We start from the raw sequence: 20,427 nt of genomic DNA, 5'->3' as shown, positions 1-20,427 counted from the left end.
TCAGAGGCCGGAACCGATGGCCTCGAAGCGGGGCGTGCCCTCGGCGGAGGCGGGAGGGTTCATCTCCAGGACCGCCGCCATGGTGGGCGCCACGTCCGTGGTGCTGATCTCCCGCAGGTAGGTGCCCGGTCTCACGCCCTTGCCCGCGAAGATGACGGGCACCAGTTGATCGTACGAGTAGGGCGCGCCGTGGTTGGTGCCGGCGCTGTCCGTGGTGATGACGTGGAAGGGCTTCACCACGAAGAGCACGTCGCCGCTGCGCCCCGGGTAGTAGCCGCGCCGCAGGGGCATCGCGAGCCCCGCCGTGTCCGGCATCGTGTAGAGGTCATCCCTCGCCACCGCCAGGAAGACGGCGGGCTGCTGCCTCAGCCAGTCGGCCGCGGCGCGCCGCACCGCCGCTCCGTCCACCTTGCCGCTCTCGAGCGTCTGGCCACCCAGGTACACGTCCGTCTCCTCCGCGATGGCCGTCACGTCGCCGCCGAACTGCTTGCGCAGCACCTCGGTCAGTTGCTGGGCGAGGACGGAGGGATTCACGCGCCGGGCGTCCATGCCCGAGGCGGTCCATTGCTCGGGCACCGCCGCGCCGCCGTGGTCCGCGGAGAGCACCACCAGCAGGTTGGCCCGGCCTCCCGCCGCCCGCTCGGCGAGCGCCACCAGGTCGCCCACGGCCTTGTCCAGCCGGTACATCGTGTCCTGCATCTCCCAGGAGTTCGGTCCGTACTGGTGGTAGACGCGATCCGTGGCGCTGAAGCTCACCCCGAGCATGTCGGGGACGTCGTCCTTGCCCAGGCCCTCGCCGGCGATGGCGGCCCCGGCGGCCTTCACCACCAGGTCGAACGACAGCGGGGAGATGGCGAGGGCGCTGTAGGACATGGGGCCGGGCGCCGTCATGCCTCCGTTGAGCGGGTGGGGGAAGACCCGGCCCAGTCCGGCGGGCTCGCTCTCGTAGGGCCGGTCATCCTCGCCCGTGTACTCGGAGCGGGGCCGCAGGGGCTCCCACGTCTTGTTGAACCAGGCCGCGGCCGGCTGGGAGGCGTTGAAGGTCTTGAGCCAGGCGGGCAGCTCCTTCATGTACCAGGTGCCGGTGACGAACTTGCCCACCGTCTCGTCGTACCAGTAGGCCTGCCCGAGCCGGCCCGCGAGCGGAATGGCCGAGCGGGGCTTGCCCGACAGGGAGATGGCCTTCCCCTTCTCCTGGGTGGCCAGCCGCAGCCGGTCCGCGATCGTCTCCGCCAGGAGATTGGCCGGGCTCACGTCATCCGTGGACAGGGGCGCCTCCAGCACCGGGTGCTCCGGGTCCGGCAGGGCTCGCACGGGCTTGCCCGTGGCCCGGTCGATGACGCGGTTGTCCACGATGCCGTGGCGCCATGGGTTGGCGCCGGTGGCCAGCGTGGCATGACCGGGTGCGGTCCTCGGCTTGGCGTAGGCATAGCGCGCGTAGGGGTAGAAGGCGCCCGAATCCAGCAGCTTGCCCAGGCCGCCCTGGAGGCGGGGCCGGTGGCGCAACAGGAGATCCGTGCCCATCGCGTCCACGGTGATGAAGAGCGTCAGGCGGGGCGGCTTCGCCCAGGCGGGCAGGGCGGTGAGCAGCAGCAGGGAAACGAGGGCTCGAGAGAAGCGCATGACGCGCTACTCCGTCACGCCTCATGCTCAGAAGCAACCAACTCATGCCGCCTCGTGCTTTCCGGTCGGGCACCCGCTTGTTACGGTCGGCGGGACCGATGGTCGAAGCACGCATCCGAGTCATCTACGGCGACACGGACCAGATGGGGGTCGTGTACCACGCCAATTATCTACGTTACTTCGAGTTCGCTCGAGGGGAGTTCTTCCGCTCCCGGGGAGGCAGTTACCGCGAGCTGGAGCGAGAGGGGGTCATGCTGCCCGTGATCGAGGTCGCCGCCGCCTACAAGGCACCCGCGCGCTACGACGACGAGCTCGTCGTCCGCGTCTGGGTAAGCGATTTCAAGCGGGCGTCGCTGAGCTTTTCCTATGAAGTGCGGCGCGCGGGCGCGCCGGAGTCGTTGCTGAGCACCGGACGCACCGTGCATGCCTGCGTGGGCCGCGACGGAAAGCCCACCCGCCTGCCAGAAGCGCTCGTCCGGCTGTTGCAGGAAGCCACCTGAGGACCTACCGCTTCACGTCGTTCTTTCCCGAAGGAGACACCCACAATGGATCGCAACCTGGCCATGGAGGTCGTGCGCGTCACCGAGATGGCGGCCATCGCCTCCGCCCGGCTGATGGGCCGTGGCAGCAAGAACGAGTCGGACCAGGCCGCCGTGGACGCGATGCGTCGCGCCTTCGACTCCCTGAACATCAACGGCACCGTCGTCATCGGCGAGGGCGAGCGCGATGAGGCGCCCATGCTCTACATCGGCGAGCAGGTGGGCCGCCGCCACGCGGACGACCCCGGGGTGGACATCGCGTTGGATCCGCTCGAGGGCACCAACCTGTGCGCCTACGGCCGTCCGGGCGGCATCTCCGTCGTGGCCATGGCGGACAAGGGCAAGCTGCTCAACGCGCCGGATACGTACATGGAGAAGATCGCCGTGGGCGAACGGGCCAAGGGCGCCATCGACCTGCGCCGCACCCCCACGGAGAACCTGCGCGCCATCGCCGAGCGCATGAAGGTCTACGTGGCGGACCTCACGGTCGTCATCCTCGAGCGCGAGCGGCACGTGGAGCTCATCAAGGAGGTGCGGGCCGCGGGCGCGCGCATCCGCCTCATCGAGGACGGGGACGTGGCGGGCGCCATCGCCACCTGCTTCGAGGACACGGGCGTGGACGTGCTCATGGGCACGGGCGGCGCCCCCGAGGGCGTCATCGCCGCGGCGGCCGTGCGCTCGGTGGGCGGCGACATGCAGGGCCGGCTCGTGCCGCGCAACAACGACGAGGTGGCCCGCGCCAGGCGCATGGGCATCACCGACATCTCGAAGATCTACACCGCCGAGGAGCTGGCCAGTGGCGACGTGATGTTCGCCGCCACGGGCGTTACCACTGGCGACTTCCTTCGCGGTGTGCGCTTCTTCGGTGGCGGGTGCGAAACGCACTCCGTGGTGATGCGCAGCAAGTCCGGGACGGTGCGCTTCATCCAATCCCGCCACAAGTTCGACAAGAAGCCCGGCTACAACCTCTAGAACCCCTCATCGCGGAGACCACGCATCATGGCTGGCGCCACTCGCACCATCGTCATCAACGCTCCCCCGGACAAGCTCTTCGATGTCATCACGAACTACGACAAGTACGGAGAGTTCCTGCCCGAGGTGAAGAAGATCTGGACCTCGGAGCGCAAGGGCAACGAGGTCAAGGTCCACTACGAGGTGGATGTCATCAAGACCATCCACTACACCATCCTCGTCAAGGAGGAGCGGCCCACGCGCATGTCCTGGACCTTCGTCGAGGGCGAGGTGATGAAGGACAACAAGGGCAGCTGGGTGCTCGAGCCCGACGGCGAGGGCCGCACCAAGGCCACCTACACGGTGGACATGGCCCTGGGCGCGCTCGTGCCCAAGGCGATCGTCACCAAGCTGGCCGAGACGTCCCTGCCCAAGATGCTGGACGCCTTCAAGCGGCGGGCCGAGAGCCTCTGAACCCGGCACCGTCGGCGGGCAGGCGGGAGACGAGGCCCCTCCCGCCGCCCCCGGCATCCGGGAAGGAAGTTCCGGGGAGTGACGGCATCGCTTGCGGGGCCGCCCGGCTGGATTACAATCAAGTCAACGTTCCCCATATTCAGAGGTGGACACCCCTGAGTCACTGGAGCGTGCCGCCAGGCCCGATCGTCGGGTGGCGGACAGGCAAGCGAGCCAGCGAGCTGGCCCGTCTCCAGAAAGGAACGAGGGCCCTTACTTTGCATCTTGTGTATCCAGAAGCCCAGCGGATGGTGGGATACCAGCGGTCGGGTGGCGGTAGTACGCTGCGGTACGTAGGCTGAGGGGAGAGACCGAACCCATGCTCGACGCCTTCATCATCGAGGAAATCAAGCGCCGGGAACGGAACCGGGAGGAACGGGAGCGTCCTGTTCTGGAGATTCCCCTCCCGGGTCCCGACGAGCGCCCTCGCCGCCGCTCCGACGCGGAGGACGACGAGAAGCCGCCGCGCGGCGTCATCGTCATCGACCTGCTGGGCTGAGGCTCGGCGGAACTATTCCTCCAGCTCCGGCGCCAGCGTCAGCAACTGCCGGGGGTGGTAGGTATTCCACAGTGCACCGTCTCTCGGGCCCAGGGCCTCCAGCACGCCCTGGCTCCAGTCGGTGGGAATGGCTTCCTCGCCGTGGAACGCGCCCAGCAGCGCTCCGGCGACGGCCCCGTTGACGTCCGTGTCTCCCCCCCGGTTGATGACATCCACCAGCGCCGTCTCGAAGCTGGGCGCGTGCATCAGCTCCCAGTAGGCCAGGCGGAAGGCCACCCGCGCCAGCGTGGGCTTGCGGTGCATGTGCAGCTCGGGCCAGTAGAGTTGCGGATCGTCCTGCCGCGCCGCGTCGAGGTCCTCGCGGATCATCGCCGTGGCCATGGACACCTCCTGCACGAAGTCCGGGAGCACCCGGCCCAGGGTCGCGCTCGCCACGGTCAGTTCGCTCAGCGTGGCTTGGAGGAGGTCCTGGGGAGTCAGCCCCTCACCGGCGTTGAGCGAGTGCGCGATGGAGGCATTGAGCGTGGCGCATGCGAGCTGGCAGCGCGGATCGAAGTCGGTGAGCGCCGAGTCCGCGAACGAGGCCCGCAGGCGCGAGTCCTGATCCTGGTGGAAGAAGACGCCCAGGGGCGCGGTGCGCCCGAGGCTGCCGTTGCCCGCCGCCTTGCGCCCCCCCTTCATCCACAGGCGGCGCGCCGCCGTCACCTTGGGCATCGGGGACTCGAGCATCTCCGTCATCACGTCCTCGACGTGGGGGCTCATCCCCTGGGCGTGGTGCTGCCAGCGCAGGTAGTGGCGCAGTTGCGCGTCCGCGTCGTAGGTGCCCAGCTCGCGCAGGCCCACGCCCAGGCAGCACGCCATCTGACCGCTCTCTCCCACCTGGCCCTTCTTCAGCTCGAAGGGGCCCCCGGCGCGCAGGACGCGGTGCACTCCCTCGGCGAGCGTGGGGAACACCGGGGCGATGAGGTTGCGAGCCTTGAGGGGCGAGCCCAGCGCGTCTCCCACCACCAGGCCCAGCAGGGCGCCTCTACCTCGAGAGTGAGGGTAGGGGTCGGGAGCGGGAGGGGCGATGGGTCGGCGCGGAGGCATGGAGGGGGGCGCAGTGTATCAACCCCGTGAGCAAGCTTGCGAGGCCCGAGCCTGTCCTCTAGAACCCCGCGCCATGACTGAGATCGCTCAAATCGTGGCGCGTGAAGTGCTCGACTCTCGCGGTAACCCCACCGTGGAGGCCGAGGTATTCCTGGCGGGTGGAGCCCATGGCCGTGCGGCGGTTCCCTCGGGAGCTTCCACCGGCGAGCACGAGGCGCTCGAGCTTCGTGACGGGGACAAGGGCCGCTACCTCGGCAAGGGCGTGCGCAAGGCCATCGAGAACATCACCGAGACGATTGCCCCGGAGCTCGTGGGCATGGACGCGGCGGACCAGTACGCCGTGGACCAGCAGATGATCGAGATGGACGGCACGCCCACCAAGAGCAAGCTGGGCGCCAACGCCATCCTCGCGGTGTCCATGGCCACGGCGCGCGCCGCGGCGGATGCCCACGGTCTGCCCTTCTACCGCTACGTGGGCGGGGCCCAGGCGCGCACCCTGCCGGTGCCGCTGATGAACATCCTCAACGGTGGCGCCCACGCCGACACCCGCGTGGACGTGCAGGAGTTCATGGTGGTGCCCGCCGGCGCCGCCTCCTTCTCCGAGGGTCTGCGCTGGGGCGCGGAGATCTTCCACGCGCTCAAGAAGATCCTCAAGGGCCGCAAGCTCAACACCGCCGTGGGTGACGAGGGCGGCTATGCCCCGGACCTCCCGGCCAACGAGGAGGCGCTCAAGCTCATCATGGAGGCCATCTCCTCCGCGGGCTTCAAGGCCGGTGAGCAGGTGTTCCTCGCCATGGACGTGGCCGCGAGCGAGTTCTTCGACAAGAGCACCAAGAAGTACAACCTCAAGGGCGAGGGCAAGGAGTTCGACGCCTCGGGCCTGCTCGACTACTACCAGCAGCTCGCCTCGCGCTACCCCATCGTCTCCATCGAGGACGGCATGGCCGAGGACGACTGGGACGGCTGGAAGAAGATCACCGACGCGCTGGGCCACAAGCTGCAGCTCGTGGGCGATGACCTCTTCGTCACCAACGTGGAGCGTCTGGGCCGCGGCATCCAGGCCGGCGTGGCCAACTCCATCCTGGTGAAGGTCAACCAGATCGGCAGCCTCACGGAGACCTTCGACGCGGTGCGCATGGCCCATAAGGCCGGCTACACCTCGGTGATGAGCCACCGCTCCGGTGAGACCGAGGACACCACCATCGCCGACCTGGCCGTGGCGCTCGACTGTGGCCAGATCAAGACGGGCTCGGCCTCGCGCTCGGACCGCGTGGCCAAGTACAACCAGCTGCTGCGCATCGAGCAGGAGCTGGGCGCCGGTGCCCGGTACGCGGGCATGCGGTCGATCAAGGGCCTTCAGGCCAAGTAAGTCCCCCTACGAGAGCGAGCGAGAGACGTGGCCGACAAAAAACCCCGAATCCTGGTTTCCAACGACGACGGCTACTTCTCGGATGGTTTGCTCGCTCTCGTGGAGGCGGTCAGTCCCCTGGGGGAGGTGTGGGTGGTGGCGCCCGATCGCGAGCAGAGCGCGGCCTCCCACGCCATCTCCCTCTGGCGCCCCCTGCGCATCACCCCGGTGCGCGAGCGCTGGTTCGCCGTGGATGGCACCCCGGCGGACTGCTCATATCTGGCGGTCCACCACCTCCTGAAGGATGATCGGCCCCGAATCATGGTGTCCGGCATCAATCACGGGGCCAATCTGGCCGATGACGTCAACTACTCGGGGACGGTGGCGGCCGCCCGCGAGGCGGCGCTGCTGGGCATCCCCAGCATCGCGTTCAGCCTCGTGTCGCGCGCTCCCTTCGACTTCCAGCACGCGGCGCGCTTCGCCCGCTCGCTGGTGGCCGCGGCGCTCGCCCAGCCCCAGCTGCCCCCGCGGATGCTCCTGAGCGTCAACATCCCCAAGGGCGAGCCCACCGGCTACGCCATCACCCGCCTGGGCCGTCACTCCTACGGCTATGACGTGGTGGAGAAGGAAGATCCGCGCGGCCGCAAGTACTACTGGATCGGCGGCAGCTCCTATCAGCACGAGGACTTGCCCGGCAGTGACTGCAATGCCGTCCATTTCGATCGCCGCATCTCCGTGACCCCGCTCAACTTCGAGCTCACCGATCTCCAGGCCCTCCAGGCCTTGGAGGGGTGGACGCTCGAGGGCTACCCGGGCTCGGGCAGGGGAGGGGATTGAGGTTGCGGAGGGCGGCGGCCAGTCAGGCGCGGCCCTCGTGGCTCGTGCTGATCGCGCTGCTCGCCTCCACCGCCGGCTGTGCACTGACGTCCCCCGCGCTGGGCAGCTCCTCCGCGCTTCCCTCGGACGGTCCTCCCCTGGTGCTCGGCGAGCTGCGCGAGCCCCATGCCGAGCCGGAACTCGTCGCCCTCCGGCACACGGTGGCCCCGGGCGAGACGCTCTACCGCATCGCCCTCAACCATGGTGTCAGCGTGCAGGCCCTGTCCTCGGCCAATGGCATCGATGATCCGCGCTCCCTGTCCGTGGGGCAGGAGTTGATCATCCCGGACGCCGAGCTCCGGCCGGTGCCCGTGGCCACGGAGTCCTCGCCCGCCCGCGCCGCGCCCAAGCCCGCCCCCGCGGCGCGCCCCGTGGCCTCCTCGCCCTCCCGTCCCTCCTCGCGGCCCACCGCGTCCAAGCCCGCTCCCGCCCGGCCCGTGCCGGAAACGAAGGGGACGCTGGACTGGCCCCTGCGCGGGGTGTTGTACGCCCGCTTCGGCAAGAAGGGGCGCGAGCCCCATGATGGAATCGATCTCGCGGTGCCCACGGGCACGCCCGTCAAGACGGCCCAGGAGGGCGAGGTGTTGTACGCGGGTGAACAGCGGGGCTACGGCCTCATCGTCATCGTGCGGCACTCCGAGCACCTCATCACCCTCTACGCGCACAATCGCGACCTGCGCGTGCGCACGGGCCAGAAGGTGCGGCGCGCCCAGGTCATCGCCACCGTGGGCGACTCGGGAAAGACGAGCGGTCCCCAGTTGCACTTCGAGGTGCGCGTCGATGGCAAGCCGGTGGATCCGCTCGACTACCTGGGCCCCCTGCCCGCGTCGTGAGCACACGACGCCATCTGGTACTAGAGTGTGCGCCCCGTGAGCCGTCTTCCGCCGTTGCTCCTCGCCCTGTTGCTCCTCGCGGCCACCCAGGCATGGTCCGCTGACGCCACTCCCGCGTCTTCCTCCGCCGGGGGCGCCGCGCCCCTGCGCCTCGTGTTGCTGCCCCTGGAGGCGGAGGCGGGCACGAAGGACGAGGCCCCCGGCCTCACCGCGCTCCTCGTGAGCCGGCTCGCCGAGTCCCCGCGCCTCGCGGTGTCCACCGAGGCGGATGTGGAGGCGGTGCGCGAAGCCGGCGCCTGCGTGGATGGCTCGTGCGAGGACGAGGCGTCCCGCGCCAGCCGTGCCCGCTACGTCGTCACCGGCCGCGTGGATTCCTTCGGCTCGCGCTACCTGCTCACCCTCACGCTCGTGGACGCCGAGCGCGGACACGCCTTGAGCCGGCCCCGCATCGAGGTGGCTTCCCGGGAGGCCCTGCCTCGCGCCGCCGTGACGCTCGCGGATCAACTCCTCGCCACGCTCGTGCCCCAGGCCGATGGCCGTCCGCCCCCGCAGGAGGATTCCGGCCCGAAGAACGCCCCGGGCGCGGGCTCGTTCCTCACCGGCCTCCGGGTCAACAACAGCCTCATCTCCAACCTGTCCTCGTTCAACCCGGGCGGCGACGTGGAGCTGGGCTACCAGTTCCACCCCGAGTGGGCCGTGTTCGCCCAGGTGGGCATCACCTACGTCTCCTCGTCGCAGGAGAACACCAAGGGCGGCCTCAACCTGCTGCCGGGCGTGCTCGGACTGCGCCACTACCACAACATCGATCGGCCCCTGCGCCCCTACTGGGGTCTGGGCCTGGGCGTGCAGCTGTCCTTCGGCGAGTTCGGCATCTTCCGCCAGACGGGCGCGCTGCCCACCGTCATCGGCTTCGTCGGCCTCGAATACCTCTTCTTCGGCCACCTCGGCGTGCAGCTCGAGGCCTCCACCAACCTCGCCCAGGCCACGCTCGGCCTCGCGGATGGAGGACTGGGCAGTGGCCTCAACCTCGACCTCAACGCCGGCATCGCCTGGCACTTCTAGAGCCTGGAGCTCCGTCCCATGCATTCGCGCTGGCGTGTCCTGCCCCTCGTCTTCCTCCTGTGCTCGGCCTGCGACGACGGCCCCAAGATGCCCGGTCCCAAGGAGCAGGCCGAGGGCTACTACATCAAGGGCAACGCCGAATACCTCCAGGGCAACTTCGAGGCGGCCCTGGCGTCCTTCGACACCATGAAGTCGCTGTCCCCGGAGGATCCGCGCCTGCCCGCGGCCCTCGGCGAGGTGTACCTGTCCATGGGCCGCCTCAACGACGCCCTCACCCAGTTCGAGACCGCCCTCCAGCGCGATCCCAAGCGCTCCACCAACTGGAGCCGGTTGGGCCTCATCCACGCCCAGCTCGGTCACGTGGAGGAAGCCCAGAGCGCCCTGCGCAAGGCCCTGGCCCTCTATCCCCGGGACTACAACGCCCTCGAGCAACTGGCGGAGCTGCACCTCAAGCAAGGTGAGAAGGATCCCGCCGTCCAGCACCTGCTGCTCGCCGCCGAGGCCAGCCCCGATTCCCTCAAGGCCCCGCTCGTCATGCGCGCCGTCGACATCCTCACCAAGGATGGACGCCACCCCGATGCGCTGCGGCTGTTGACCGAGGCGACGTCCAAGGGCCTCAAGGATCCGCTGCTGATGTCGGCGCTCGGGGACGAGCTGGTGCGCGCCGGACAGTTGCCCGCCGCCGCCACCGCCTACCGAGAGGCCGCGAGCCAGTCCCCCCGGGATCCCACGCTGTGGGAGCTCGTCGGTGAGATCTCCATGAAGCTGGACAAGCCAGGGGATGCACTCGCCGCCTACCGCGAGTCACTGCGCGTGAAGGATCGCGCCATCATCCACGTGGCCATCGCCCGCCTGCACCTGGGCCGCGGCGAGCGCGAAGCCGCCGAGCAGGAGCTGGCCAAGGCGCTCGAGACCGTCTCCGGCTCCGACGTGCGGGAGATGACGGAGCTGGCCGGACTGCTCGTCACGCTCGGACGCAAGGCGGACGCCCTGCGCATCCTCGCGAGCCTCAGCGCCGAGCCGGACCACGCCAAGGACGTGGAGTTGCAGTTGCGCACCGCGACGCTCGCCCGCGAACTCAAGGAAGAGGGCACCGTGGCCTCCGCGTGCGCGCGCATCGCCCAAGCGGGCACGAAGCTCAAGAAGTGCCCCTGAGCTGGCACCGTCCTTGCTGCTGCATTGAGGTGCGACGCCGGGGTGTAGCATCGCCCTCGCGATGGCGATCGATCCCTCCGACGCGAAGGCCCTTCTGGACGTCCAGAAGAAAAGCTATTTCAACGGCGCGATCTGCCTCTTCTGCGGATTGCTGTTCCACTGCCTGGTGTCGGGCACGCTGATCGTTCCGTTCGTGGTCTCCCAACTGCTGCTCGTGGGGATCTTCCTCGGGATGGGCTTACGCGTGGGCGAGGGGTGGCTCTCGCCGACTCGCGCGGGGGTGATCGGCGGCCTCCTGGGGCTGATGTCCGCCACGTCGTTCGTGCACTGGAGCGGAGGGCCGTTCAGCCCCTACATCCATTTCTTCGGGGCCCTGCCGTTCATGCTGGCCCTGTTCTCGCCCGACAGCGGCGTGCCCACGCTCGTGAGCGGCGGGGCGTCGCTCGTCGCGGTGCTGGTCGTGAGCGTCATGGCCGGTATGCCGCCCCGCATGCTGGCGCTCCAGTCCTTCAGCAGCGTCGTGCTCCTGTCGCTGGCGCTCTTCGGCACGCGCGTGTACCGGCGCGCGCTCGACGCACATCGAGAGGCCCACCAGGCGCGGCTCCAGGCCTTGGAGCAGCTCGCGGAGAGCGAGCGTCTACGGGGGCGCGCCGAGCGCGAACGCGCCGAGGTGGAACGACTCGTGCTGGTGGGACAGCTGGCCGCGGGGGTCGCGCACGAGGTGAACAACCCCCTGGCCTTCGTGAAGGCCAACCTGAACTTCCTGGAGCACGAGGCGGATGACGAGGCGCGGCCGTTGGACCGGGCGGAACTCAAGAGCCTGCTCCAGGAGACCCAACAGGGCGTGCTGCGCATCCAGCAGATCGTCATGGACCTGAAGGACTTCTCGCGCGCCGGTCACATGGGCGAGGAGGAGCGAGGGGAATTGGGGGAGGCCCTGCGCGAGGCGGGACGTCTGGCCTCGGTCCGCATGGGCGCGGGATGCGACGTGTCGCTGGAGCTCACGCCGGAGCTGCCCGCGGTGCGGTTGGGACAGCGGCACATCGTGCAGGTGATGGTGAACCTGCTGCTCAACGCGGTGGATGCGGTGGAGCAGGCGCGGCCCGAGCGTTGCGCTCACATCACGGTGAGGGCGCGGCGGGAGGAGCGCGGGGTGTGCGTCCAGGTGGATGACAACGGGCCGGGCATTCCTCCAGACGTGCTGCCCCGGCTCTTCGAGCCCTTCTTCACCACCAAGCCTCCCGGCAAGGGCACCGGGTTGGGGCTCGCCCTGTGCCGGGAGTATGTCGCGCGCGCGGGAGGCTCACTCCACGCGGAGAACCGCGCCGAGGGCGGCGCCCGCTTCGTCCTGATGTTGCCGCTGGCCTGACGCCTGCCGGATTAGCGGTTCGGATTGTCCCGGGGCCCGGGAACCTGGCTCTTCGCGTTCTGGCGCGGCTCGGTGGGATTGGTGTCCGTGCTGATGTTCGAGCCCGTCGCGTTGGTGCGCGAGCCCGTCTCATTGCCGAGCGCCCGCACGCCATTGGCATTGGGGCCCTTCTTCATCTGGCGGGTGTCCGTGTCCTGGGTCTGGGGCTCCGTGCCGCCCGCTCCGCCGATGCCGGGCTCCGCCGTGCTTCCCGTGTTCAGGTCGCGCTGCTGGAGGGGGACCAGCTCTTCCGTGGCGCCGCTTCCCATCTGGGCGGAGCCGGGCGTCGGGGAGTGCACGTCGGAGTCCTGTCCCGGAATGCCGCGGAGGGTGTCCTCGCTGGGGACCGAGGAGTCATCCAGGCCCATGCCCGATCCACCCGTGCCCTGGGTGTCCTGGGGACTCTCGAGTTCTTCCTGCCGCTGGGTGTCTCGCGGCTGATCCGACTGACACCCGACGCTGAAAATCAGGGCCGCCGCCGACGCCCCCAGCACCATCGCCTTGATGCCCTTCATGGATGACCTCCCGTTCCTGGGTTGTCCCTCAAGGTAGGGCTCGGTGGGTGCTCGCCGCAGGGCCCTTGGAGCGACGCGGGAAGGGAGGCCGCCCGGTCGGAGACAAGGCGAGCGGGGATGCACTCGTCTCCTCTGGCGATGACGATTTCCTGGTTCATTGTAAATCAGGATTTTCCTGCTATTTCCTGGAGAATCGTGTAAGCAGGTTTTTCCCCGGACCCTGCCGACCCTTGTGTCGGCGTCGTGGAGAAACCCATGAACCGACCTCCTGGTCTCACACGCGCTGGGGGCTTCGCCTCGCGGCTCTTGCCCCTGCTCTGTGGCTTGCTCTCGCTCCAAGGCGCTCAGGCCGCCTGGGCGCCCAAGCCGTCCCCCTTGAACACCCAGTGGACCTCCCAGGTGTCCACCACCAATGCCCTGCCGGAGTACCCCCGGCCGCAGATGGTCCGCTCGGACTGGCTCAACCTCAATGGCGAGTGGCAGTTCGGCAATGCCTCCGCTGGCCAGACGCCGCCCTTCGGGCAGAACCTCGCCGAGAGCATCCTCGTCCCGTTCCCCATCGAGTCCGCGCTCTCCGGCATCAAGCGGCAGCAGGAGCGCATGTGGTACCGCCGTACCTTCACCGTGCCCGCCGCCTGGAGCGGCCGCCGCGTCCAGCTCCACTTCGGCGCCGTGGACTGGGAGGCCACCGTCTACGTCAACGGCCAGCAGGTGGGGAAGCACCAGGGCGGCTTCGACGCCTTCAGCTTCGACATCACGCCCTACCTCACGGGCGGCTCCAACGAGCTCATCGTCGGCGTCTATGACCCCACCGACAATGGCACCCAGCCCATTGGCAAGCAGCGCATCCAGCAGGGGGAGATCATGTACACGCCCTGCTCGGGCATCTGGCAGACGGTGTGGCTGGAGCCCACGCCCTCGGCGCGCATCACCCGGCTGGACATGACCCCGGACGTGCCCGGCTCGGCCCTGCGCATCACGGTGCAGGGTGCCGGGATCGCCGGCCAGACCGTCGAGGCCGTGGCCTTCAATGGCCCCACCCAGGTGGGCAGCGTCACGGGCGCGGTGGGCTCGGAGCTGCGCATCCCCGTGCCCAGCCCCAAGCTGTGGTCTCCGGAGAGCCCCTTCCTCTATGACCTGCGCGTGTCGCTCAAGAGCGGCGCCACCGTCGTGGATCAGGTGACGAGCTACTTCGGCATGCGCTCGGTGGGCCTCAAGCTCGTGGGCGGCGGGTTGCGCCCGGTGCTCAACGGCCAGTTCGTCTTCCAGGTGGGCACGTTGGATCAGGGCTACTGGCCGGATGGCGTCTACACCGCGCCCACGGACGCGGCGCTCAAGTTCGACATCGAGAAGCACAAGGAGCTGGGCTTCAACCTCATCCGCAAGCACATCAAGGTCGAACCCCAACGCTGGTACTACTGGGCCGACAAGCTCGGCATCCTCGTGTGGCAAGACATGCCCTCCATGCGGCTGGCGACGCCGCCCACCGCCGCGCGCACCCAGTTCGAGCTGGAGATGCGCGAGATGATCGACGAGCACCGCGGCTCTCCCTCCGTCATCGCGTGGGTCATCCAGAACGAGGGCTGGGGGCAATACGAGCCGGCCCGGCTGGCCACGCTGGTGAAGGGGTGGGATCCCCACCGCCTGGTGGACAACATGAGCGGCATCAACTGCTGCGGCTCGCAGGATGGCGGCAACGGAGACCTGGCGGACTGGCACGTCTACGTGGGCCCGGCTTCGCCCACGCCCTCGGCCACGCGCGCCGCGGTGCTGGGCGAGTTCGGTGGCATCGGCTTGAAGATCGACGGCCACTGGTGGAGCCCCATCGGCCGGACCAAGGACTACGAGCTGGTCACCAGCGGAGCGGCGCTCACCAGCCGCTACGTGGGCCTCGTGCAGGGACTCCAGAACCTGATGGCCAAGCCGGGCCTGAGCGCGTCCGTCTACACGGAGATCACCGACGTGGAAGGCGAGATCAACGGCTTCTTCACCTATGACCGCGCCATCCTCAAGGTGGACCTGAACCAGGTGCGCACCGCCCACCTCAACCTGATCGCCGCCTCGCGGTTGATCAACAACCAGGGGCCGCTGCCCGTGGGCCAGTACCGGGCCTTGCAGGTGACGTCACCGGGCTACACCCACCGCTCCGTGCGCCACTTCGAGAACCTGGCGGGCACCGAGGTGGTGACCAGCGGCAGCCCCGGCACGCTCAAGCAGGACGCGACGTTCAAGATCGTGGCGGGTCTGGCGGACGCCGCCTGCTACTCCTTCGAGTCGCGCAACTTCCCCGGCCACTACCTGCGCCACTCCGCCAGCCGCATCCGCAAGGACGCCCGGGATGGCTCGGCCCTGTTCGACCAGGACGCCACCTTCTGTGCCCGCGCGGCGCTCGACGGCTCGCCGAACCTCTCGCTGGAGTCCAAGAACAAGCCCGGCTTCTACGTGCGCCACCGCAGCAGCGAGCTCTGGGTGGACGCCCTCGAGAACACCCCGGGCTTCCGTCAAGACGCGACGTGGGCCTTCACGGACCCCTGGTGGAAGAGCGGCGCGAACGTTCCCTCCTCGTACCAGTCCTTCCAGGTGACGACGCCGGGTCACACCCACCGCTACCTGCGCCACTTCGAGAGCCTGGGCTTCACCGAGGTGGTGGATGGCTCCAGCACGGCCACGCTCAAGCAGGACGCGACCTTCCGGCTCGTGACGGGCCTGGCGGAGTCGAGCTGCTACTCCTTCGAGTCGCGCAACTTCCCCGGCCAGTACCTGCGGCACGCCGACAGCCGCCTCCGCAAGGACGCGCGGAATGGTACGGCCCTGTTCGACCAGGACGCCACCTTCTGTGCCCAGCCGGGCCTGTCCGGCACCGGAGTCTCGTTCGAGTCCTTCAACTACCCCGGACGCTACCTGCGCCACTTCAACTCCGAGGTGTGGACGGCGGCGGGGTTCGGCTCCGAATGGGACTCGGCCGGCAACTTCACCGTGGACTCGAGCTGGAACGTCGCGCCCCCCTGGGCCCCCTGACTCGAAACGTCGACCTCGGGAATCTGTCCTCCAAGGTAGCTCCTCTGCTACCCTGGAGCCCATGGATGAACAGGATTCTCCCGACCTGCCTCCTGGCACGGACGTGGGCGGCGTGGTGATCGAGGAGCGGGTGAAGGCCGGAGGCTATGGCACCGTCTTCCGGGCGCGAGATCCCGTGACCGGCAAGCTGCTCGCCCTCAAGCTCATCTCCCTGCGAAGAGCCGAGGCGTGGGCCCACCGCGAATCGCTCATCACCTTGTCCCTGCACCACGACAACCTCGTACGGCAGGTGGGTTGCGGCTACTGGCCACCCGACGCGCCCCGGTTCATGTGGCTCAAGATGCTCTTCGTCGAGGGCCCCGAACTCGATGTCTGGGCGAGGATCCACAACCCCGACGCCCGGGGCGTGGTGGGCAAGATGCTGGGGGTGACACGGGGCCTGACCGTGGCGCATGCCCAGCACGTGGTCCACCGCGACATCAAGGAGGCCAACATCCTGGTGGGCGAGCACGGAGCGGGCGAGCCGGTGCTGGTGGACTTTGGCGCCGCGCGGAGAGAAGGGCAGGGCACCATCACCCAGGGCTTGTTCCCGCCGGGCACGCCTCGCTACCGCAGCCCCGAGGCATGGCGCTTCTCCCTGGAGCATGGGCACGAGCCCCTGGCGCGCTACCGGCCCGGTCCAGCGGATGACCTGTACGCGCTGGGCGTGGTGCTCTATGGGCTGCTCACGGATCGCCCTCCCTTCGACGTGGAGCCCGACGAGCCGGCCTCGATGCTCGCCGTCATCCATCTGGCGCCGGTGCCTCCGCACATCGTCAACCCGCGCGTGCCCGAGGCCTTGAGCCGCGTGTGCATGAGGCTCTTGGAGAAGACGCCCGAGGCTCGCTATCCGAGCGCCATGGCGTTGTACGAAGTCCTGGAGGGCCTGCTGGCCGGGGCGGACGCGTCCTGGAGGGTGCCGCTGCGTCCGGGGCCTCGCAGGGGAGGGCGGCGTGGGCTCCCGCGCGGCAAGGAGCTCGCACCCGTGCTCGGGGTGTCCGCCCCGTTCCCGGGGGCCATCTGGCCGCTGCGCGCCGTGGCGCTCCTGGCGATGCGGCACACGATGGTGGGGATGGGGGTGGTGCTGGGCCTCGTCCTGGTGGGCGGGTGGCTCTCGAGCCACCTGAGCGGGCGGAGCCTACTGACTACGTCTTCTTCCTCCGTTCCCACTCACGAGCCGCGTTTCGGCCAGGAAGTGGCGCCCTCCCGGCCTCGGCCAGACAGTGCCCGGGCCGCGACTCCGCCGTGGGCGGAGGCCTCCCCCGCGGCCGCCGCCTCGCCCGCGACGCACCCCCAGGACGACGCCATGACGCCGCCTCCGACCCCTCGTCCCTCCGGCAAGAAGAAGAAGCCCTCTCGTTCCCCCGTGCCCGGGTGGTGTGTAGGCGCCGCGGCCGCCGCTCAGGCGGCATGCTCGGGGCCCCAGGTTCGTGCCGAATCCACCGCGAAGCCCGTCTTCTTGCCGTGCCCTCCAGGGGCAGCCGAAAGCCACGCGCGGCTTCAGCTTCTCTCGCGGTGGGTCAACGCCGCGTCGCATATCAGCATCAATGATGATCCTCGGTGGGTCACGGTGCCCGAGGGCGCCACGTCGGTGTGGACTCTCCGCCCTTGGGGAACATTGCCGCCAAATTCTCGCTTGTATGGGGTCATCTCTATTGGGCCGGATCGCGTCTACGGACGCTTCACTGAGGTCCGCACCCCCAAGGGAGAGTCATTCCCCGTGTGTCTGGACATCTGGAGGGAGCAGTCGCTCGGGAGCGTGGTGCGGCCCGGCGAGGGTTCCGAGCCCACCCAGGTCTTCTCCCTTTTCGACGTGCGGATGGTGGAAACCATTCCGTAGTCCTCGCATGACCTCGTGGGAAGGTATGCTGGAGACCACGTTTCCGGTCTCCTTCCTGGTGAGGTCAATCCTCCGTGTCCGCTTCGTCCGTCGTTGCCTCGCTGGCGCTGGTGTTGTTCGTGGGGACCAGTGCCCGGGCCCAGCCATCGTTGCCCGAGTGCGAGGTATCTCCTCCGCCCATCGAGCTGCCCGAGGTGCCTCCGAGCCAGGGCTGGGAGGTCTGCATCAGTCCGGGGGTATCCACCACCCTGCGCTTCGACGCGCCGCTGCCGCCGGGCGCGGTGGTGTTACGGGGACGGGAGCGCTTCGTGGACGTGCTCATGGGGACGCACAGCTTCATGGTGCTGCCCTCGGCGGCTCTGCAACCCGGGGAGCGGTTCGAGGTGGAAGTTCGCTTCGGAGATGGGTCAGCCCCGACGAATGCCACCTTCTGGCTGGTAGTCCATCCCGCGGTGGCCACGCACCAGGTGAATGTGTTGCGCCACCCGCGCACGGTGGAGGACTACCAGCGGGAGAACCAGGCGGAGCGTGAGAAGTCCCAGAGGCTCGCCCGAGAAATGGAACGCATGCGAGCGGAGCACGGGCCCGGTGGTCTCACGGGTCTCATCGCGAATGGCTGGGTGACTGTATTGGGGAAGGGTGTGCAGGCGAAGAGCATCGGTGAGAGTGTCACTCGCGCTTCGACCAATGCCCTCAAGGTTTATCAGGTTGACAGCTACCGCTCCAATCTCGTGGATGTGACGAAGGCGCGGGTGGCCGTGGCGGTGGAGTTGAAGAACCGTGGTGGCGGGCAGCCCTGGGTGGTGAAGGGCGCTGCGCTGATGGTTCTGGGAGGGGAGGCGAGGTCGGTGAGTACCTTCTGGCAGTCCGAGCCCCTGGATTCCGACGCGGAGAAGGCGGGCTGGGTCGTGGTCGAACTGGAGTTGCCGGTCGCGGAGCTCCAGGGTCCCCGCACCTTGAAGTTATGGGACGAGAGTGGCGGACGCCTCGTCACGCTCGGCAACGTGACCTTCCCGTGAGGCTGAAGGGCCTATTCAGAATCATCCTTCCATTCATCCGCATCCATTTCTTCTGGAAGCGGTGCGACCATGAACGAGAGCCTCCCTGGTAGCCGAACAACCATGAAGCCCTTGCCCTCGATCTTCACACGTTCGGCGTCCTCGGCCTTCCCACTGGCGAGCCAATTGTCCGCCTCCTCGCGCGTCGCGAACTCGTGAGAGATCTTGATCGTGTATGAAGGATCGAAGTGTTGTTTGTAGTATCTGACGAAGTCATCCTCCTTCCTGATGTGGCGGGTATAGCTCAACGCAATCTGTGCGAGTTCGATGGCATCCCGCTCTTTCGAGCCCTCCACGTGTTTTTCACTGGCGGAGTTCAGGGTGTCGATGATGTCATCTATATCGAAGTCTGGAATATAGGCCATGGGTCACCAATTTATTCAATTCTGTATGGGCTTATAACACTACTGCGTCAGGGCCCGGACGGGTGAACTGAAGAGGCCAGGGGCGTACGGGACAAGGTCTGGCACCTCCGGTGGCATGTAGGGCACCGGGGCAGCCAGGAGGCAATCAAGTGTTTGACACCTTGCAGGGGCTCCGCGAGCCGTGTCCGCGCGCCTTTTGACATGTCAGGCGAGGAATGGACGTGGCAGGGTCTGTCAATCCCGGGGTCGGCGGAGAGGTCGAAGGGGCCGCCTCGGAGGATGGCGCGCTGGTAGGCGGGCCTGCGCCACGTAACCGGATCAAGTCCTCTTTGACGTGAGGATGTTGGCGTTCACTCGTAGGTCCTCGCGCCGGAAGGGCGAGCGGGCGGAGATGTTGTACAGCCCGAAGGGCACCGGGGATTCGAGCGCCAAGCGGTGGGCCCACGCGCAGTCGCGCACGTCCAGCCCCCGGTGGAGCCGGTGGATGGCCAGCAGCTCCCTCGGCTGCGGGTAGAAGCGTGAGGTGCGCAGGGTGATGACGGGCAGCCCTGTCTCCTCGTGGACGAGCTGGCAAAGCTGCTCCGCGGCCAGCTTGGTGACGTCGTAGATGTCTCGCGGTCCGGGCGCGAGTTCCTCCGTCACCCAGATGGCGGCATCCGCTCGGGGCTCCATCGCGCGCCCGTAGACCGAGGTCGTGCTCGTGTACACGAAGCGCTGGCAGCGGTGCTCCGCCGCCGCCTCGAGCAGATGAAGAGCTCCCTGCACGTTCACGTCGACGAAGCGCGACTTCGGCAGCAGTTCCCGGTGTGGGGCGTGCAGCGAGGCCACATGGATGACCGCGTCCACCCGCGCGACCTGGGCGAAGACGAGCGCACGGTCATCCACGCTCCCGATGACCTGCGTGAAGGGTCCAGGTGCGGTGTCCAGGCCCGTCACCTGGTACTCGCCGGAGAGTTGCCGACAGAGCTCCGCGCCGAGCTGTCCCGAGCTGCCGGTGACGAGAACCCTCCTGATGTTCCCCACGTGGCTCATCCGACTCTCCATGGTGCCATCGCTCAGGGCACTCTTTCTGGCTGACTGATGAACAGCGCATGAAAAAGGGTGGTATTGGGCGGCTCCTTGGGTTCCACGATGAGCGGAATGGGAGTCTCGGCGAGTTCGCGAGAAAGGACGCTCACTCCGAACGTCACTTCCATCCTCTTGGCGACAATTTCCGCGGGAGCCTGCATTTCAGGTGGGAGTGAGTCGAATATCCCGACGATTCGTTCTCCTCCTGTGCCGCTGTATTGCACGCCATAAATCGTGTAGACGGGCGCCAGGATGCTGAGACAGCCGACAACGACCCATCGACGCGGTTGTGGCTTGCCCTCCGCTTTCGGATACACGGAACAGCGAAAGCAGGCGTCGCACGTCGCCGTGGCATTTCCGATATTGAAATCGGGCAACGATTCTCCCAGATCGCGCAGGAACGCTCTCCATGGGTCCATCTTCTTGAGTTCCAGCTCCCACAGGTCCAGGAACTTCTCTTCCTCGGGGCTGTTCTCTGGCCTGTAGTTGAAATGCTTGTCCGGACGCCAGTAGTCGCGGGCGATGGAAAGCAAGTCTTTCGCTGAAAGTGGCATGATGATTTCCCCCCAGAAACGAGTCACATGCGCAGGTGCGTGTCAGTCTCTCCGCCGAAGCGGGTGCGCGATGT

At 68.1% G+C, this 20,427-nt stretch carries 19 protein-coding genes; 13 read left to right on the top strand and 6 right to left on the bottom strand.

Annotated features, from left to right (window positions below; translation table 11 throughout):
* The gene (locus tag MEBOL_RS39890; protein WP_095982312.1) at positions 1–1,623 is read right to left on the bottom strand and encodes an alkaline phosphatase family protein; all 1,623 of its coding nucleotides are present in this window, start codon (positions 1,621–1,623) and stop codon (positions 1–3) included.
* 98 nt (positions 1,624–1,721) lie between these two features.
* Here MEBOL_RS39890 and MEBOL_RS39885 point away from each other — a divergent pair, with 98 nt between their 5' ends.
* From MEBOL_RS39885 to MEBOL_RS39870, 4 genes are all read left to right on the top strand, one after another.
* On the top strand, positions 1,722–2,123 hold the full coding sequence (locus tag MEBOL_RS39885) for an acyl-CoA thioesterase (RefSeq protein ID WP_095982311.1): 402 nt from the start codon (positions 1,722–1,724) through the stop codon (positions 2,121–2,123).
* A 45-nt stretch (positions 2,124–2,168) separates the two neighbouring features.
* Positions 2,169–3,134, top strand: a complete 966-nt coding sequence (glpX, locus tag MEBOL_RS39880; RefSeq protein ID WP_095982310.1) for a class II fructose-bisphosphatase — start codon at positions 2,169–2,171, stop codon at positions 3,132–3,134.
* 27 nt (positions 3,135–3,161) lie between these two features.
* Entirely contained in the window at positions 3,162–3,587 is a 426-nt protein-coding gene (locus tag MEBOL_RS39875) for a type II toxin-antitoxin system RatA family toxin (RefSeq protein ID WP_095982309.1), read from the top strand.
* 358 nt (positions 3,588–3,945) lie between these two features.
* Positions 3,946–4,125, top strand: a complete 180-nt coding sequence (locus MEBOL_RS39870; protein WP_095982308.1) for a hypothetical protein — start codon at positions 3,946–3,948, stop codon at positions 4,123–4,125.
* A 12-nt stretch (positions 4,126–4,137) separates the two neighbouring features.
* Here the strand turns inward: MEBOL_RS39870 and MEBOL_RS39865 are convergent, their stop codons facing one another.
* Positions 4,138–5,214: an ADP-ribosylglycohydrolase family protein gene (locus MEBOL_RS39865; protein WP_095982307.1), complete on the bottom strand. Its 1,077-nt coding sequence runs from the start codon at positions 5,212–5,214 to the stop codon at positions 4,138–4,140.
* 73 nt (positions 5,215–5,287) lie between these two features.
* Between MEBOL_RS39865 and eno the strand changes: the two genes are divergently transcribed.
* The 6 genes from eno to MEBOL_RS39835 all read left to right on the top strand — a co-directional run bounded on the left by eno (position 5,288) and on the right by MEBOL_RS39835 (position 11,857).
* On the top strand, positions 5,288–6,583 hold the full coding sequence (gene eno, locus MEBOL_RS39860; RefSeq protein WP_095982306.1) for a phosphopyruvate hydratase: 1,296 nt from the start codon (positions 5,288–5,290) through the stop codon (positions 6,581–6,583).
* 27 nt (positions 6,584–6,610) lie between these two features.
* Positions 6,611–7,399: a 5'/3'-nucleotidase SurE gene (gene surE / locus MEBOL_RS39855; RefSeq protein WP_095982305.1), complete on the top strand. Its 789-nt coding sequence runs from the start codon at positions 6,611–6,613 to the stop codon at positions 7,397–7,399.
* Positions 7,400–7,401: 2 nt separating this feature from the next.
* On the top strand, positions 7,402–8,271 hold the full coding sequence (locus tag MEBOL_RS39850) for a M23 family metallopeptidase (protein ID WP_095982304.1): 870 nt from the start codon (positions 7,402–7,404) through the stop codon (positions 8,269–8,271).
* A 36-nt stretch (positions 8,272–8,307) separates the two neighbouring features.
* A complete protein-coding gene (locus MEBOL_RS39845) occupies positions 8,308–9,333 on the top strand; it encodes a hypothetical protein (RefSeq protein WP_095983300.1) in 1,026 nt (341 codons plus the stop codon).
* An 18-nt stretch (positions 9,334–9,351) separates the two neighbouring features.
* The gene (locus MEBOL_RS39840) at positions 9,352–10,488 is read left to right on the top strand and encodes a tetratricopeptide repeat protein (protein ID WP_095982303.1); all 1,137 of its coding nucleotides are present in this window, start codon (positions 9,352–9,354) and stop codon (positions 10,486–10,488) included.
* Positions 10,489–10,549: 61 nt separating this feature from the next.
* Positions 10,550–11,857, top strand: coding sequence for a sensor histidine kinase (locus tag MEBOL_RS39835; protein WP_095982302.1), 1,308 nt, complete (start codon positions 10,550–10,552; stop codon positions 11,855–11,857).
* Positions 11,858–11,868: 11 nt separating this feature from the next.
* Here MEBOL_RS39835 and MEBOL_RS39830 read toward each other — a convergent pair whose 3' ends face one another.
* Positions 11,869–12,411: a hypothetical protein gene (locus tag MEBOL_RS39830; RefSeq protein WP_095982301.1), complete on the bottom strand. Its 543-nt coding sequence runs from the start codon at positions 12,409–12,411 to the stop codon at positions 11,869–11,871.
* A 255-nt stretch (positions 12,412–12,666) separates the two neighbouring features.
* Between MEBOL_RS39830 and MEBOL_RS39825 the strand changes: the two genes are divergently transcribed.
* The 3 genes from MEBOL_RS39825 to MEBOL_RS39815 all read left to right on the top strand — a co-directional run bounded on the left by MEBOL_RS39825 (position 12,667) and on the right by MEBOL_RS39815 (position 18,327).
* Positions 12,667–15,429: an AbfB domain-containing protein gene (locus MEBOL_RS39825; RefSeq protein WP_095982300.1), complete on the top strand. Its 2,763-nt coding sequence runs from the start codon at positions 12,667–12,669 to the stop codon at positions 15,427–15,429.
* Between the two features lie 61 nt (positions 15,430–15,490).
* The gene (locus MEBOL_RS39820; protein WP_095982299.1) at positions 15,491–17,308 is read left to right on the top strand and encodes a serine/threonine protein kinase; all 1,818 of its coding nucleotides are present in this window, start codon (positions 15,491–15,493) and stop codon (positions 17,306–17,308) included.
* A 74-nt stretch (positions 17,309–17,382) separates the two neighbouring features.
* Positions 17,383–18,327: a DUF2381 family protein gene (locus tag MEBOL_RS39815; protein ID WP_095982298.1), complete on the top strand. Its 945-nt coding sequence runs from the start codon at positions 17,383–17,385 to the stop codon at positions 18,325–18,327.
* Between the two features lie 11 nt (positions 18,328–18,338).
* Here the strand turns inward: MEBOL_RS39815 and MEBOL_RS39810 are convergent, their stop codons facing one another.
* The 3 genes from MEBOL_RS39810 to MEBOL_RS39800 form a co-directional block, all read right to left on the bottom strand.
* Positions 18,339–18,731 carry a hypothetical protein gene (locus MEBOL_RS39810; protein ID WP_095982297.1) on the bottom strand — a complete coding sequence of 131 codons (393 nt, stop codon included), beginning with the start codon at positions 18,729–18,731 and terminating at the stop codon, positions 18,339–18,341.
* A 318-nt stretch (positions 18,732–19,049) separates the two neighbouring features.
* A complete protein-coding gene (locus tag MEBOL_RS39805) occupies positions 19,050–19,763 on the bottom strand; it encodes an NAD-dependent epimerase/dehydratase family protein (protein WP_157823977.1) in 714 nt (237 codons plus the stop codon).
* 23 nt (positions 19,764–19,786) lie between these two features.
* A complete protein-coding gene (locus tag MEBOL_RS39800) occupies positions 19,787–20,353 on the bottom strand; it encodes a hypothetical protein (RefSeq protein WP_157823975.1) in 567 nt (188 codons plus the stop codon).
* Between the last annotated feature and the right edge of the window lie 74 nt (positions 20,354–20,427).

The sequence above is a fragment of the Melittangium boletus DSM 14713 genome (assembly GCF_002305855.1).
Classification (GTDB): domain Bacteria; phylum Myxococcota; class Myxococcia; order Myxococcales; family Myxococcaceae; genus Cystobacter; species Cystobacter boletus.
This window is presented reverse-complemented; position numbering and strand designations above follow the sequence as displayed.